Source organism: Pelomonas lactea (assembly GCF_043555885.1).
In the GTDB taxonomy this organism is placed as follows: Bacteria; Pseudomonadota; Gammaproteobacteria; order Burkholderiales; family Burkholderiaceae_C; genus Pelomonas; species Pelomonas lactea.
Window position 1 is genome coordinate 89161 of record NZ_JBIGHX010000005.1, and the last position, 14939, is coordinate 104099.

The window sequence follows — 14939 nt, forward strand, 5'->3', positions numbered from 1 at the left end:
GCCCGCCGCCGGGCTCAGGCCCCCAGCGGCGTCGCGGCGAGCTGGGCCGTCGTCGCGCCGCGGTAAGGCGCGCACAGCTGCTCCACATAGGCCTGGTGCTGCGGCAGCGCGCTGAGCGTGCGCGTGATGCGGGTGTGGATGTCGCCGAGGAAGTCGCGCAGCTCCTGGCGACCCATCTGGTCGGCCACCGGGTGGTAGCGCTGGGGCGTGATGCCCTGGCCCATCATGACCTGCACCCAGGAGATCTCGGCGAACAGCTCGTCGCTGGGGCGGAACACGCGCGCCGTCTCGCGGAACAGGTCGATGCGGTGGCGCAGCGAGGGCAGGATGTCCATCTCGCGCACGTGCTGCCACAGCGCCGAGTCGGTGCGCTCGTTGACGTGGTAATGCAGCACGATGAAGTCGCGGATGTGCTCCAGCTCGCGCTTGCTCTGGCGGTTGAACTCGTCGATGTCGGCCTGGCTGATGCCGCCGGCCGGGAACATCTGCATGAGCCGGATGGCCGAGCGCTGGATGAGGTGGATGCTGGTGGACTCCAGCGGCTCGACGAAGCCGCTGGCCAGGCCCACGGCGACGCAGTTGCGGTGCCAGACCTTGTCGCGCTGGCCGGGCAGGAACTTGATGATGCGTGGCGGGGTCAGCAGTTCACCCTCGACGTTCTGCTTCAGCACCTCGGGCGCATCGGCGTCGCTGAGTTCCTTGCTGCTGTAGACCAGCCCGTTGCCGACGCGGTGCTGCAGCGGAATGCGCCATTGCCAGCCGAACGGGTGGGCGATGGACCGCGTGTACGGCCAGGCCTCGCGCACCGAGGCCGTCTGCACGGCCACCGCGCGGTCGCAGGGCAGCCAGTACGACCAGTCCTCGTAGCCCACGCCCAGTGCCTCGCCCAGCAGCAGCGAGCGAAAACCGGTGCAGTCGATGAACAGGTCGCCGTCGATGCGGCTGCCGTCCTGCATCTGCAGCGCGGTGATGTCGCCGTCCCGTCCCTGGGGGCCGTCCATCAGCACGGCCGCGATCTTGCCTTCGATGCGCTGCACGCCGTGGGCCTCGCTCATCGCGCGCAGGTACTTGGCGTAGCGGCTGGCGTCGAGGTGGTACGCGTAGTTCATGCCGTTGCGCGGCAGGTGCGCGAAGCGGTTGCTGTACGCGGCCAGCGTCTCGAGGTTGTAGTCGGTGTAGCTGCGCGACAGACCTTCCTGGCGGCCCTTGAGCCAGAAGTGCTGGAAGCCGGCGCTCCAGTGGTCGTTGCCGGTGACGCCGAAGGAGTGGAAGTAGTTCTCGCCGACGTTCTTCCAGCCTTCGAAGTTGATGCCCAGCTTGAAGGTGGCGTTGGTGGCCGCCATGAACTCGGCCTCGTTGATGCCGAGCAGGTTGTGGAAGGTGTGCAGCGCGGGGATGGTGGCCTCGCCGACGCCGACGGTGCCGATCTCCTCGGACTCGACGAGCTTGATGTCCAGCTGCTTGCCGAGCAACTTGCTCATCAGCGCGGCCATCATCCAGCCGGCGGTGCCGCCGCCGGCGATGACGACGCGGTTGAAGGGCTTCATGGTGGTGTTCATCGCTTGAGCTGGTTCAGAAGTTGGGTGCGGGCCTGCCGGGACAGCGGCTCGTCGATGGGCCCCAGCAGGCCGCGGGCGGCCTCGGGGATGTGGTCCCAGGTGTGCGCGTCGGCGCCGAAGACGAAGTGCTGGAAGTGGTGCTGCCAGACGCGCTTTTCCTTCTCGGGCAGGTCGCGCAGCGTCATCAGCGCCAGCCGCAGCGTGGCCAGCGGCGAGTCGACGTGCTCGGGCGTCTGGCGCCACCAGGCGTTGATGAGCAGGTTGACCGGCGCCAGGCCTTCGACGTGGTGGAACCACATGCTGGGGATGAAGAGCGCGTCACCGGGCTCCAGCTCCACCGTCTCGCCGGCCTCCAGCGCCTGAGCGAAGCGCGGGAAGCGCTCGAGGTCGGGCCGGGCGAAGTCCACCAGGCTGACGGGCTGGCCGGCGGGTGTCGGGTCCAGCGGGCCCATGTAGAGGTTGTGGATCTGCTCGGGCGGGAACAGCGTGAAGCGGCGCCGGCCGGCGGCGACGACGGCGAGGTTGTCGGGCAGGTCGTAGTGCGCGGCAATGCGGGTGCGGTTGCCCAGCCACAGGCTGACCAGCGCATCGCGTTCGCCCAGGCCCATCACGTTGGCGTCCAGGAAGCCCGGCAGCACGGCGTCCACCGTCGTCGAGCCGACGTACAGCGCCGGCGGCTCGGGGTTGTGCGCCACGCCCAGCAAGCCGCTGAGCACCTGGTCCAGCGTCGCGCTGAAGCGCTGGAAGTTGAAGCCGGTGAGCGTGTCGTCGGCGTAGAAGACGCGGCCCTGCGCCTCGGGCGCCAGCTGGAACAGGCCGACGCGCACGCCGTTGTACAGGCCCATCAGGTAGCGGGCCAGCGACTCGTCGGACTGGCGCGCCGCCTGCACGACGGGCCAGTGCGCGAAGCCGCCACGCACGACGTAGGGGCGGTCGGCGGTCAGCAGCTCGGCGGGGAGCTGTTGCGCGTCGAACGGGCCGGTCCAGGCGGGTACTGCTCGCATGGCGGAGAGATTCAGCGTTTGGTGGTTCGGTCCAGCAGCACCGGTAGCTGCGCCAGCGACGCGATCTGCATGTAGATGGGCAGCAGGTGGCCTTCGCGCGCCAGCGCCTCCAGCGCGGCGCCGGGCAGCGCGGCCAGGCGCTCCTCGTGGATGGTGAACAGGCCCGACAGCCGGCCCTGCTCGCCGTCCGGCGTCTCGATGTCGATGACGAAGGGCTCGAGCAGCTGGTGGCGCGTCAGCGCCTCGATGAAGACGGGCAGGTGCTGGGCCTGCGCGTGCAGGTGCTCCATCAGCCGCACGACATGGTCGAGGTGGTCGCTGAAGCCGCCGTGCGGCATGAACAGCGCGGTGCCGACCTCGCCCTCCTCGGGCCGCACGATGCGTGGGCTGTCCAGGTCGATGTGCAGCTGCAGGCTGTCGTCGGGCGCGCGGCCGATCAGGAAGGGGTCGCGCTGCATCGCCATCGGCATGACGGGGGCGTCCCAGCCCGTGTCGGTCAGGAACAGGTTCTGGCCTTCCTCCAGCCCGAACAGCGCGACGGGCTGGAAGCCGGCGTCGCCCTCGACAAGCTGGAAGACGATGGGGAAATGCGCCTGCAACTGGCGGAACTCGGCCGGCAGCGCGAGGGCCGACTGGCGCGCGTCGCCGCGCGCGGCCGAGCGCTCGGTGTGCACGCGCAGGTGGCGGTGGGTGACGTTGTCGAGCAGGGCGGGTTTCATGTCTCGGTTTTCTTGATGTGGTCGATCAGGCTGCGATGGCCTGGCAGGGCGGGCACGAAGCGGCGCGCCTGGCGGGCGGCCTCGTCGAAGCAGGCCTGGGCTGCCTGCAGTTTGGCGGGCGACAGGGGCTGCGTGTCAGGGCGGAAACCCATGCCGTACAGCACGTACTGGTAGCTCGCAGACGGGAAGACCTCGTCGATGCGGCCGAAGTCGTGCCGCGCCGGCGCGCGCAGCCGCCATTGCGGCAGCAACTCGCGCAGGCGTTCGGGCCAGGTGGCCGGGTCGCGGTGGGCGCGCCAGTAGGGGCTGTCGTCGCGCTGGCTGAGCGCGTAGTGCAGCTTCAGGAAGTCGATGACGCGGGCCCAGCGGTAGCGGAAGTCTTCGTTGAAGCGGCGCGCGACGGCGGGCATGGCGGCGCGCGTCATCGGTAGTTCGTCGCACAGGCGCTGGGCCGACAGTTCCACCAGCGCCAGCGCCGAGGCCTCCAGCGGCTCGATGAAGCCGCTGGACAGGCCGATGGCGACGCAGTTGCGCACCCAGAACTGCTCGCGATAGCCGGGGTCGAAGCGCAGCGAGCGCGGCGCGGGCCGCTCGGCCGGGGCGCCGGTGGCGTCCAGGTAGGCCTGCAGCGCGGCGTGGGCCTCGTCGTCGCTGGCATGGGCGCGCGAGTAGACGCAGCCGACGCCGCGCCGCGTGGGCAGGCCGATGTCCCAGATCCAGCCCTTGGCCCAGGCGGTGGCAACGGTGACCGGGGCCAGCGGCGCGTCGGGCGCGGCGTAGGGCACCTGCACGGGCAGCGCCGCGTCGTTGAACAGCACGTCGCGCTCGCTCTTCAGCGGTACGCCGAAATGCTGGCCGATGAGGCGCGACGTCAGGCCGGAGCAGTCGATGAAGAGGTCGGCCGCCAGCGGGCCGTGCTCGCGGGTCTGCAACGCGGCGATGTCGCCGCTCTCGTGGCTGGTGACGGCGTCGACATGGTCGACGACATGGCGGACGCCGAGTTTCCGGATGGCGTGCTCGCGCAGCATCTGGCCGAACAGGCCGGCGTCGAAGTGGTAGGCGTAGTTGGCGACGGCGCCGAACTCGGGCGTTTGCACCTGCTTGGGCGCGCGGCCGGCCTCGCAGACCTGCACGGACGGGCTGGTGACGTCGGCGAACGGCCGGCCGGGCTGGGTGGCCAGCCAGGCCTGCACGAGGTCGGCGTCGCCATGGCCCACCGGCAGCATGAAGGGGTGGTAGTAGCGGTCGCCGGCGTCGCCCGCGGCGCCGCGGGCCCAGCCGTCGAAGCGCGAGCCCTGCTTGAACGACACCTGGCAGCGGCGGATGAACTCGGACTCGGACAAGCCGATGCGGCGCAGCGTGTCGCGCATGGACGGCCACGTGCCTTCGCCGACGCCGATGGTCGGCACGTCGCTGGACTCGATCAGCGTGATGTGCAGGTCGGCATGCTCGGCGGCCAGCAGGCCGGCCGCCAGCCAGCCCGCCGAGCCACCGCCGAGTACCACCACTTCCCGAACTCGATCACTCATGTCAACTGCCAGCCTGTGTCCGTCGCCGCGGGACCGAACTGCGCGCCCGCGCCCAGCGGGGCGCGCCAGGCGAGGGGCCAACAAAAAAAGCCGCTCGCGCGGCCTCGCCAAATGGCGAACAAGGGCGGCACCCAGAGCATGAGCACCGCCGAACCAGACTGTGCCTCAGAAGGAACCGGGCAGGGCACCCGGTTTTCCTGCAGGGCCGGTCGGAGCCGGCCCGGAGGCGTTCGGCGTCAGAACTTGTAGCGCGCGCCGAGCATGATGCGACGGCCCAGCTGCGTGACGGCACCGATCTGGTTCTCGTTGCGCAGGTGCGTGCGGGTGTACTCGTCGGTGAAGTTGATCATCTCGAGTTGCAGCCGCAGGTTCTTCGTGTAGTTGTAGCCCACGCTCAGGTCGAACTGGCCGAAGGGCTCGACGTACAGCGGCTGCGCGCCTTCCGAGCCGCCGTAGTTGGCCGCCAGGAACTTGCCGCGCCAGTTGTAGGCGATCCGTGTCGAGAAGGTCTCGTTCTCGAAGAAGCCCACCAGGTTGCCGGAGTTGCCCAGGCCCACCAGCACATCGGTCTGTGCGCCCGCCTTGGCGTTGTTGTAGTTCAGGTTGGACTTGACCTTCGTGTAGTTGGCCGAGACGCCGAAACCGGTGTTGCCGAAGATGTGCTGCGCGTTCAGCTCGATGCCGCTGAGCTTGCTGGTGCGCTGGTTGTTGATGTAGCTGCCGATCTTGAACATCAGCAACGGGTCGCTCGGTTGGGCGGTGATGCTGCCCAGCGAGGTGCCCGTGGTGCCGTTGACGCCCGGTGCGTTCGGGAAGTTCGTGAAGATGTACTTGCGGATGCAGTCGGAGTCGGCGCCGCAGCCGCCGGTCGTCTGCGCCTGCTTGTACATCGCGTTGCCGATCGGGGTGTGCAGGTCGAACAGGCTGGTGCTGTTGATGACGGCTTCGTTGTAGTCCTTCAGCGACTTGCGGAAGTAGCTGGCCGCGACATAGCTGCTCTTGGCGTAGTAGTGCTCGGCCGAGAAGTCGAGGTTGCTGGACTTCAGCGGCTTCAGGTTGGGGTTGCCCACCGAGCCGGAGCCGCCGTCCACGCGGGCCAGCGGGTCCAGCTTCAGGCCGCCCTGGATGGCGTTCCAGCCCGGGCGGCCGATGGTCTGGCCGTAGCTGGCGCGCAGCTTGGTGTCGCTGGTGACGTCGGCGCTGAAGTCGATGGAGGGCAGGAAGTAGCCGTACTTGCCATCACGGCCCGAGGAGCGCGTGCCGTTGAAGCTGATGGGCACTTCGTTGTTGGCGACCCAGGCGACGGACACCGGGATCTTCTCGACGGACGGCGAGCTCACCTTGGTGCGCTCGTAGCGGGCGCCGATGGCGACCTCCATCGGCACGCCCATCTCCCAGCCGAGGTTGTACTGGCCGAACACGGCCTGCGACTTCTCCGTCGTGCGGAAGTCGTCCTGCCAGTCGAACGAGGCCTTCAGCAGCGTGTCCGAACCCAGCGTCTTGATGGCCGCGGCGCGCAGGTCTTCGAAGTTGAAATAGAAGAACTGGTTGAACAGGCGCGGGTCGCCGGCGCCGGGGATGTTCTGGAAGTACTTGCTGATCGAGTCGGCCTTCCAGATGTTGTCCGGCAGGCCGGCGGGGCCGCCGGCGGCGTTGTTGCCCCAGGTGTCGCGCTGCACGTTGGCGAAGGCCGAGCGGTTGCTCACGTCCGTCAGCGTCAGGCCGAAGTCCAGGCTGCTGTCGGCGTCGATCTTCCAGTTGCCCTTGGTCTGGATCTGGTTGATGCGGTTCTTCTGGTAGCTGTTGCCGAACACCGAGCCCTGCAGCTGCTGCGCGGCCGGGTCCAGCGTGGTGCCCTTGATCATCAGCACCGGGAACTTGTTGCTGAAGTCGACGGAGGTGTCGCCGCGGTTCATGGACGCGGTGCCCAGCGTGACGGACGTGCCCAGCGGGTCGTTGGCGCCGGAGGTGGCGGTGGAGTGGTGGGCGTCGAACTCGAAGTTCAGCGCGTCGTTGGCCTTCCACTTCAGGTTCAGGCCGATCTGCTGGTTCTTGTTCTTGGTCTGGATGCGCGAGGCACCCATGGCCAGGTCGGCATTGCCGGCGGGGATCTTCTCGCCGTAGATGATGGGCGAGGCGGGCGAGCCGGTCTGGTATTCGCCGAACTGGCCGCCGTAGTTGAACCACGCTGAGATGTCGTTGCGGCGCTGGCGGAACTTCTGCTCCGACATGACGAAGTCCAGCGTGCCGATCAGGTCCTTGGTGGGCTTGTATTGCAGGACGAGCTGGCCGTTCAGGCGCTCACGGTGCACGCCGGTGAACGAGTAGTTCAGGTTCTGCGGCACGCTGTAGACGGAGCCAGCCACCGGGCGGTTCTTGATGTCGGCGGTGGGGGCCGGCGGCAGGCCGCCCCAGATGGCGTTGGCGCCGTCCCAGTTGTTGTCCTTGATGCCGTCGAAGGTCTTCCAGCCGCTGCTGACGTTGGCCTGCGAGTAGCCGGAGTCGCGCACCTGGTAGGTGCCCATCAGCGCGATGCCGAAGCTGCCGTCGTTGGTCTGCGTGCTGTAGATGCCGCTGACTTCGGGCGTCAGCTTCTTGCCCTGCTCTTCGCCGGGCAGGCGGCGGGCGGAGTCGTCGTTGACCAGCTTCACGCCCACCTGGGCGATGGTGTCGCGGGTGTCCAGCGGGCGCGGCGTGCGCACGTTGATGGTGGCGCCCATGCCGCCGGTGGGGCTGCTGGCGCGGCTGGTCTTGTAGACCTCGAGCGCGGCCACGCCGTCGGCGGCGAGGTTGGAGAAGTCGAACGAGCGCGAGGACGGCGCGCCGCCATCCACGCTGGAGCCGGGCATCTGGCGGCCGTTGAGCAGCACCAGGTTGAAGTCGGGGCCCATGCCGCGCACGGTGATGCGGGTGCCTTCGCCGTTGGCACGGTCGATGGACACGCCGGAGATGCGGCTCAGCGATTCAGCGAGGTTGGTGTCGGGGAACTTGCCGATGTCCTCGGCCACGATGCCGTCCACCAGGCCGGAGGACGAGCGCTTCAGGTTGACCGAGGTCTCCAGCGCGCGGCGGATGCCGGTGACGACCACCGTCTCCAGCTGCGTCGTGCTGGCCAGCGCCTGCGGCACGGAGGTGGTGGGCGTCGGGCCCGCGTTCGGGTTGCCGCCTTGCGCCATCGCGGCGGCGCCGGCAAACAGCAGGCCGCTGGCGGCAGCCAGGCTGGTGAGGCGGAGGGCTGGGCGGGGTGTTCTCATTCAGTTGTCTCCAGGTGGGATCTTTTGATGTGAAAGACTGAAAGCGCTTTCAAGAATACGGGATTGGAAGCGCTTTCAACCTAGGCAACACCCTTGGTCTGCGGCGTGGCGGCAACAGCGCGCACGGCGGGATCCGGAGGGGTGTTTTGGCGCCTCACCGGCCTGCGAGGGCCGATCCCATCGACGGATGGGCCGGCCGCCGCATGGCGGAGCGGGGCGGTTCGCGGTTGGAAAGCGGCGTCCTGAAATTCTCTGAAAGCGCTTTCATTCAATCATGCGGCAGACCCGGGTGATCAGCCACATGGTTTTCCCCAGCCGAACAACAGCCGGCGGGCGTTCAGCGGGGAGGGTTCAGCGCAGCAGGCGGCGCGTGCTCTCGCGCACGACCAGCTCGGGCGTCTGCAGTTGCGCCTTGGGCGTGCCGCCGTTCAGCATGGCCAGCATGGCCGTCGCGGCCTCGCTGCCGATCTCGTAGACCGACTGGCGCACGGTGGTCAGCGGCGGCATGGTGTAGCGGGCCATGACGACATCGTCGAAGCCCACCAGGGAGACGTCGTCCGGCACGCGCAGGTTGCGGCGGTGCAGGCCCAGGCAGGCGCCCATGGCCATCTCGTCGTTGGAGACGAACATCGCCGTGAACGACACGGTGCGCTCCAGCAGCCGGCTGACGGCCAGCATGCCGCCGGCGGCCGTGAAGTCGCTCTGCACCATCAGGTCGGGGTCCACCGGCAGGCCGGCGGCGGCCATCGCGTCCAGGTAGCCATCCTGGCGCTCGACGGCATCGTCGTGCAGCAGGTCGCCGGCGATGAAGGCGATGCGGCGGTGCCCCTGCTCGATGAGGTGCTGCGTGGCCAGGCGGGCGCCCAGCCGGTTGTCGAAGCCGAAGCTGTAGAGCTTGGGGCCCGCCAGCTGCCGGCCCACGACGACCGTCGGCAGGCCGGTGGTGAGCTGCACCAGCTTCTCGTTGGACAGCCGGCCGGCCAGCACGATGATGCCGTCCACGCGGCGCGACAGCAGCGCCTCGATGGCCTTGCGCTCGTCGTCCTCGTGCCAGTTGCCGGACACGAACAGCGGCACGTAGCCGGCACGTTCGAGCTCGCGCTCGATGCCCAGCAGCGCCTCGCCGTAGAACGGGCTGGAGATGATCTGCGTGACGACGCCGATGGACAGCGTGCGCCCGCCGGCCAGGCCGCGTGCCACCGGGTTGGGCTGGAAGCCCAGATCCCGGATGGCGGCCTGCACGGCGTCCTTCTTGGCCTGGCTGACGGCGGCCGTGCCGTTGAGGATGCGCGACACCGTGCTGGGTGACACGCCGGCCGCTTCCGCCACCTGTTCCAGCGTGACGACACCGGCCGGGCGGCTTGAAGGCGCTTTCTTGGCGGGGGGCTGCTTGGCGTTCATCGGCGTGCAAAGAGGTGACCGAGTGTAGGCGGGGCTTCGGCGCGGGTTCATCAGGCTTTCACGCGCCACGCGCCGTGACCGCATCGCCGCGGCCGTCGTGCCTTCACGCAGGCCGAGCGCCGGGCCGCCCCAAGCCGGCCCGCTCAGGCAATGTGCGAGCGGGGCAACCCCCGCGAGCATCGCCGTCCCCTCGGGGGACCGACTGGTCTTGCGGGCGTTCAGCCCCGCAAGACCAGGCGAGGGGCTTGTGGCCCGCGGGCCGAGCGCCGGGCCGCCCCAAGCCGGCCCGCTCGGGCGATGTGCGAGCGGGGCAGCCCCCGCGAGCATCGCCGTCCCCTCGGGGGACCGACTGGGCTGGCCCGCGTTCAGCGCGACCAGCCCGGGCGAGGGGCCAACAGGTTCTACAGCTTGGTGAACTTGATCCAGTTCAGATTCCACCCCCCCTGTGCCGCGAACACGCCGACGTTGTAGGTGCCGGCATTGATATTCACCGTGTGCGACACGGTCTGCCAGTTCTGCCAGCCGCCGGTGTTGGGCACGCCCACCTGGCCCAGCGCGATGCTGCCGGCGTTCAGGTCCAGCGACAGCGTGCCGCCGCCGGTGCTGGCCACGCGGTACTCCACGCGGTAGCTGCCGCTGGTGGGGAAGGTCACGCTGTTGTAGGCCATCCAGTCGCCGGTATCGATCCAGCCGACGTTCTGGCCGCCCTCGGCGCAGGCTTCCAGCTGCACACCGGCCTGCGCGTTGAAGGCCTCGGCCTCGATCTGGCGCGACCAGGCCGGCGCCGCCTTGGACACGATGACGGACGTGGCGCGGTCGTTGAACCCCTGGTCCACCAGGCAGCCGGTGTCGGCCGTGCGCGTGACGCTGGCGCCGGTGAAGTTGTCGCCGTCGAACAGCTGCACCTGGTAGCCCGCGTTCACGCGCAGCGACGACAGGTCGTTGTCGCGGATGCCGCGCGCCTGCAGCTGGGCCAGCGTGTAGCTGCCTTCGGGCAGCGAGGCCGCGTAGCCGCCGTAGTTGCAGTCCTGGTGGACGGTGGCGACGCCGCCGGTGGCGGGCGCGTACACCCGCACATAGTCCACGTACATCTTGGCCGGCAGCGCCGCGGTGTTGACGTTGAAGCCCGGCCAGTTGCCGCCGATGGCGAAGTTCAGCAGCAGGAAGAAGTCGTTCTGGAACTCGCTGGTGCCGTTGACGCCGTTGGCGATGCTGGCCTCGTGGTACTTGGTGCCGTCCACGTACCAGCGGATGGCGTTGGCGTCCCACTCGACGGCGTAGACGTGCCAGTCGGTCACGGACGTTGCCAGGTTGCCGCCGTACTGCGCGTACTGGTTGTTGTGGTCCTGCCAGTGAATGGTGCCGTAGACCTTCTGCTCGTCATTGATCTTCTCCATGACGTCGATCTCGCCGGAGGCCGGCCAGCCCACCTGCGGCAGGTTGGCGCCCAGCATCCAGAACGCCGGCCAGGCGCCGAGGAAGCTGGGCAGCTTCATGCGCGCCTCGATGCGGCCGTACTTGAAGGTCTTGAGGCCTTGCGTCTTCATGCGCGCCGACGTGTAGGCCATGCCGCCGAAGTTCTCGCGCTTGGCGGTGATGACCAGCGCGTTGTTCTCGATCGTCGCGTTCTCGCGCCGGTAGTACTGCAGCTCGTTGTTGCCCCAGCCGCCGGCGCCGGTCTCGAAGACCCAGCTCGGGCCGATGCTGCCGTTGAACTCGTCGCTCCAGACGAGCTGCCAGCCCTGGGCATGGGCGAGCTGGGTTGCGGCAAGCAGCAACCCGGCCAGGCCGGGGTGGATCAGGGAACGCAGGAATCTCATGGGGGTCTCCTTGGGTGTTGTCGTCACGAACGCTGAAAGCGCTTTCACATGATGACGAAAAGAGCGGCCGCGCAACCTAGGCAACACCCTTGGTGTGATGAAGCTAGGGAGGTTGGGTGAAGGGGGTATTCGGGCCGAGCGCCGGGCCGCGCCAAGCCGGCCCGCAAGGGCGATGTGCTCGCGGCTCAACGCCGCGAGCATCGCCGTCCCCTTGGGGGACCGACTGGACTGGCCGGCGTTCAGCACGGCCAGTCCGGGCGAGGGGTCAAGGCAGTGCGTTCAGCGCGTTGCGCACGCCGTTGGAGAAGGCCAGGCCGTCCTTCTTGTCCCAGTTGATGGACCAGGTCATCACGCCGCGCAGCGTCGGGTAGGCGACCGGCGGCTTGATGGCGCCGCATTGCGTCAGCTTGGTCAGGCAGTTCAGCGCCGCGGTGATGGTGGCGACGCTGGCCTGCCCGCTGTTGGCCGACGACGGGCCCGACGGCAGCCCGAACGCGACCTGGTCGGGCCTGAGCCCGCGGAACACGTAGGGCCCGGTGCCGTTGTTGGTCGTGAAGCCCTCGATCAGCATGCGGCTGGTCGCCACCAGCATGTCGGCGCTGCCCTCGGCCAGCCCCTGCGTGGCGTACGGCGTGTAGACGGCGCCGTTGTTGTAGTACTGCACGTGCAGCACGTTCAGCTCGTCGCGCAGGCCGTCGATGATGGGCAGGTAGGCGCCCCAGATGCCGCTGTAGGCGACGTAGCCGCCCTGCACGTACGGGTGCTCCGGCGCCATCGACAGGTAGAAGCCGCTGCCGATGCGGGCTTTAAGCTGCTTCACGGCCGTCACGAGGTTGGTGATGACCGGCGCACCCGACTGCACGCCGGCACCACTCTCCAGGTCGATGTCGATGCCGTCGAAGCCGTACTTGCGCAGGATGGCCTCGACGCTGTTGACGAAGTTGGTCACATGCGTCGCGTTGTTCAGCGTCACCGTGCCGTTCTGGCCGCCGAAGGACAGCACCACCTTCTTGCCGCGGGCGCGCGCCGCGGCGACGTCGGCGATGAAACGCGCCTCGCCGCCCGAACCACCGTCGAGGTTGAACGTGATGTTGCCGTTGCCGCCGTCGTCGGCGAACGCGACGACGATGACGTCATAGGCCGCCGGGACCTCGCTGATCGGGAACGTGGGCCCCGACGGGTTGGTGAAGTTGTGCCAGTAGCCGATCAGCTGATGCTTGCCGGGGTTGGGAGAGGGCGCCGGGCTCGGCGATGGGCTGGGGGCGGGTGATGGTGACGGCGCCGGGCTTGGCGACGGGGCCGGGCTGGGGGCAGGGCTTGGTGACGGGCTGGGCGCGTTGCCGCAGGCGCCTTGCGACGTCCACGGCTGGCCGCTGCCGGCGGGGCCGCTGCTGGTCGCGGGGTCGTTGCCCTGCGTCCACCAATTGGCCTTGTAGTTGGTGCTGCCCTTGCTGGCGATCTCGCCGCCGTTGTAGGCCTTGCTGCTGACCCAGGCCGCGGCGCAGTCGCCGTTCGGCGTGGGCGCCGGGGCAGGCGAGGGGGCGGGCGTCGGCGCGGGGGTGGGCGCGGGTGTCGGGGCCGGGGTGGGGGCCGGTGACGGCGCAGGGCCGCTGGCGGCGCCGAGGTCGGTCCACAGCGATGCGTTGGTGGGGTTCCAGCCGGTGGATGCGTAGTCGGTCTGGTTGACCGTGGCGCGGTAGAGGCGGCCGTTGTAGGTCACGACGGTGCCGGCGGTGTAGTAGGTGTCGGCTTTCCACGCGGGATAGCTCTGGGCGAAGGAGGGCGTGGCCAGCAGCAGTGCGCCGGCGCTCAGGATGGAAGCGAGCCAGGGGCTGGCCGCACGCGGCAGGGGTGGGCGCGAGATCATCGGGTTCTCCAGTCGAGGGATGAACGGAAGCGCCCCGGCGCGAGGCCGGGGCGGCGGGGGGGCTCAACCGAGCCGCGGGCTTACTTCCAGGGCGCGTTCTGCAGCGCCGGGTCGTCCACCAGGCCGAGCGCACCCGCGGCCTTCCTGCCGATGGAGCCCGGCGACGCCAGTGGCGCGCTGCCGCAGCTGCCGGTGGCCGTCTTCAGCGCCTGCCACAGCATGGCGCCGTCGCGCGGGTTCCTGTTGGCCAGCGTGCTGGTGGTCACCGCGTTCAGGTAGCGCTCCACCGAGTAGGGCTGGTTGATGGTGGCGCCGTAGCTGTTCTGCAGGATGACCGAGCCGGTGCATTGCGCGTCGGCGTTGTTCACCACCAGCTGCCCGCCGGCCCAGCCCTCGGGGGCCGTCTCGAAGCCGATGGACACGATGGTGCTGCTGGGGAAGAGCTGGCGGTACTGCTTCCAGGCGGTCACGCCGTCGTAGTGCTCGAAGCGCGCGTCGTAGCTCATGATGTTCACGAGGTTGAACGCGGTCTTCAGCGCCGGGTAGCTGTTGACGAGCTGGCGCTCCAGCCCGGCCTTGCCGCCCCAGTAGCTGACGCCCACGCCCGCGCACTGCGGGTCGTTCTGCGTCGCGCCGGTGCAGTCCGCGCCGGTGGACCAGCCGGCCACCGACAGGATGCGGCCGCCGCCGGCCAGGTCGACGGCCTTGCGCATCGCCTTCACGGCGCCGGCATAGGCGTCCAGGCCTTCGATCTCGAAGTCCACGTCCAGCCCGTCGAAGCCGACGTCCTTCATGATGTTGGCCAGCGCCGTGATCGTCGGCCCGCTGCCGGCGTGGCCCTCGGCGGACAGCGTGCTCCAGCTGTTGTACGTGGCGCCGCCCACGGCCAGGATGACCTTGATGTTGCGGGCGTGCAGCACGTCGATGGCGGCCTTGATGTCCGACGGGCGGCCGTTGAAGTTGATGCCGGTGCCCGACCAGTTGTTGGCCGCCATGCCGCCCCACGTGAAGTTGGGCTGCGCGAACGCGGCCACCACGTGCGTGTAGTTGGCCGGGATGCGCGCGAAGTTGCTGGCCTGGAAGACCTGGTTCAGGGTCTTGCCGGTGGCATCGAACCAGTTGTCGCTCCAGCTCGGGTAGTAGACCGTGTAGGCGCGGCCGTTCTGCGTGGCCGACTTGGCGGCGGGGTCGGTGAGGCCGGGCGCCGGGGCCGGGGAGGGGCTGGGGGACGGCGACGGACTGGGGCTGGGGCTGGGGCTCGGCGAAGGCGACGTCGTGCAGGCGCCCTGCGACGTCCACGGCTGGCCGCTGCCGGTGGGGCCGCTGCTGGTGGCGGGGTCGTTGCCCTGGGTCCACCAGTTGGCCTTGTAGTTCGTGGTGCCCTTGCTGGCGATCTCACCGCCGTTGTAGGCCTTGCTGGCGACCCACACGGGTGCGCAGCTGCCGCTGGGCGCCGGGGCGGGCGAGGGGGCCGGGGTGGGCGCGGGCGTCGGCGCCGGGGTGGGGGCCGGCGACGGCGCGGGGCCGCCGGTGGCGCCCAGGTCCGTCCAGAGCGACGCGTTGGTGGGGTTCCAGCCGGTGGAGGCGTAGTCGGTCTGGTTGACCGTGGCGCGGTACAGCCGGCCCTGGTAGGTCACGACCGTGCCGGCCGTGTAGTAGGTGTCGGGGGCCCAGGCGGGGTAGGTCTGGGCGCCGGCGCTCAGTGCGAACGCGGCGGCGGAGATGGCGGCGAGGCGGCGCAGCTGCTGCACCGGAATGCCGAGGGGTGATGGCTTCATGGAAAGAC

At 69.3% G+C, this 14939-nt stretch carries 9 protein-coding genes; all 9 read right to left on the bottom strand.

The genetic code is table 11. The features are described 5' to 3' along the window. Nucleotides 1-14 precede the first annotated feature (14 nt). Entirely contained in the window at nt 15-1559 is a 1545-nt protein-coding gene (locus ACG04Q_RS15465) for a tryptophan halogenase family protein (RefSeq protein WP_394511813.1), read from the bottom strand. Further along, on the bottom strand, nt 1556-2563 hold the full coding sequence (locus ACG04Q_RS15470) for a cupin-like domain-containing protein (protein WP_394511814.1): 1008 nt from the start codon (nt 2561-2563) through the stop codon (nt 1556-1558). The genes ACG04Q_RS15465 and ACG04Q_RS15470 overlap by 4 nt, the downstream gene beginning before the upstream one ends. Before the next feature lie 11 nt (nt 2564-2574). After that, nucleotides 2575-3282, bottom strand: coding sequence for a SapC family protein (locus ACG04Q_RS15475; RefSeq protein ID WP_394511815.1), 708 nt, complete (start codon nt 3280-3282; stop codon nt 2575-2577). Beyond that, nucleotides 3279-4811 (bottom strand): tryptophan halogenase family protein, encoded by a 1533-nt coding sequence (locus ACG04Q_RS15480; protein ID WP_394511816.1) that lies wholly within the window; start codon nt 4809-4811, stop codon nt 3279-3281. Before ACG04Q_RS15480 ends, ACG04Q_RS15475 begins: the two co-directional genes overlap by 4 nt. Nucleotides 4812-5047: 236 nt before the next feature. Then, nucleotides 5048-8065 carry a TonB-dependent receptor gene (locus ACG04Q_RS15485; protein WP_394511817.1) on the bottom strand — a complete coding sequence of 1006 codons (3018 nt, stop codon included), beginning with the start codon at nt 8063-8065 and terminating at the stop codon, nt 5048-5050. A gap of 351 nt (nt 8066-8416) precedes the next feature. After that, entirely contained in the window at nt 8417-9466 is a 1050-nt protein-coding gene (locus tag ACG04Q_RS15490; protein ID WP_394511819.1) for a LacI family DNA-binding transcriptional regulator, read from the bottom strand. 401 nt (nt 9467-9867) lie between these two features. After that, nucleotides 9868-11487, bottom strand: a complete 1620-nt coding sequence (locus ACG04Q_RS15495) for a carbohydrate-binding protein (RefSeq protein ID WP_474103961.1) — start codon at nt 11485-11487, stop codon at nt 9868-9870. 64 nt (nt 11488-11551) lie between these two features. Beyond that, nucleotides 11552-13153, bottom strand: a complete 1602-nt coding sequence (locus ACG04Q_RS15500; protein WP_394511821.1) for a chitinase — start codon at nt 13151-13153, stop codon at nt 11552-11554. A gap of 80 nt (nt 13154-13233) precedes the next feature. After that, nucleotides 13234-14931: a glycosyl hydrolase family 18 protein gene (locus tag ACG04Q_RS15505; RefSeq protein WP_394511822.1), complete on the bottom strand. Its 1698-nt coding sequence runs from the start codon at nt 14929-14931 to the stop codon at nt 13234-13236. Nucleotides 14932-14939: the final 8 nt, after the last annotated feature.

Excerpts from the sequence above, each read along its gene's own strand:
- ACG04Q_RS15465 (WP_394511813.1), bottom strand. The coding sequence starts at position 1,559 with ATGAACACCACCATGAAGCCCTTCAACCGCGTCGTCATCGCCGGCGGC.
- ACG04Q_RS15500 (WP_394511821.1), bottom strand. The coding sequence starts at position 13,153 with ATGATCTCGCGCCCACCCCTGCCGCGTGCGGCCAGCCCCTGGCTCGCT.
- ACG04Q_RS15480 (WP_394511816.1), bottom strand. The coding sequence starts at position 4,811 with ATGAGTGATCGAGTTCGGGAAGTGGTGGTACTCGGCGGTGGCTCGGCG.
- ACG04Q_RS15470 (WP_394511814.1), bottom strand. The coding sequence starts at position 2,563 with ATGCGAGCAGTACCCGCCTGGACCGGCCCGTTCGACGCGCAACAGCTC.
- ACG04Q_RS15495 (WP_474103961.1), bottom strand. The coding sequence starts at position 11,487 with ATGCTCGCGGCGTTGAGCCGCGAGCACATCGCCCTTGCGGGCCGGCTT.
- ACG04Q_RS15485 (WP_394511817.1), bottom strand. The coding sequence starts at position 8,065 with ATGAGAACACCCCGCCCAGCCCTCCGCCTCACCAGCCTGGCTGCCGCC.
- ACG04Q_RS15505 (WP_394511822.1), bottom strand. The coding sequence starts at position 14,931 with ATGAAGCCATCACCCCTCGGCATTCCGGTGCAGCAGCTGCGCCGCCTC.
- ACG04Q_RS15490 (WP_394511819.1), bottom strand. The coding sequence starts at position 9,466 with ATGAACGCCAAGCAGCCCCCCGCCAAGAAAGCGCCTTCAAGCCGCCCG.
- ACG04Q_RS15475 (WP_394511815.1), bottom strand. The coding sequence starts at position 3,282 with ATGAAACCCGCCCTGCTCGACAACGTCACCCACCGCCACCTGCGCGTG.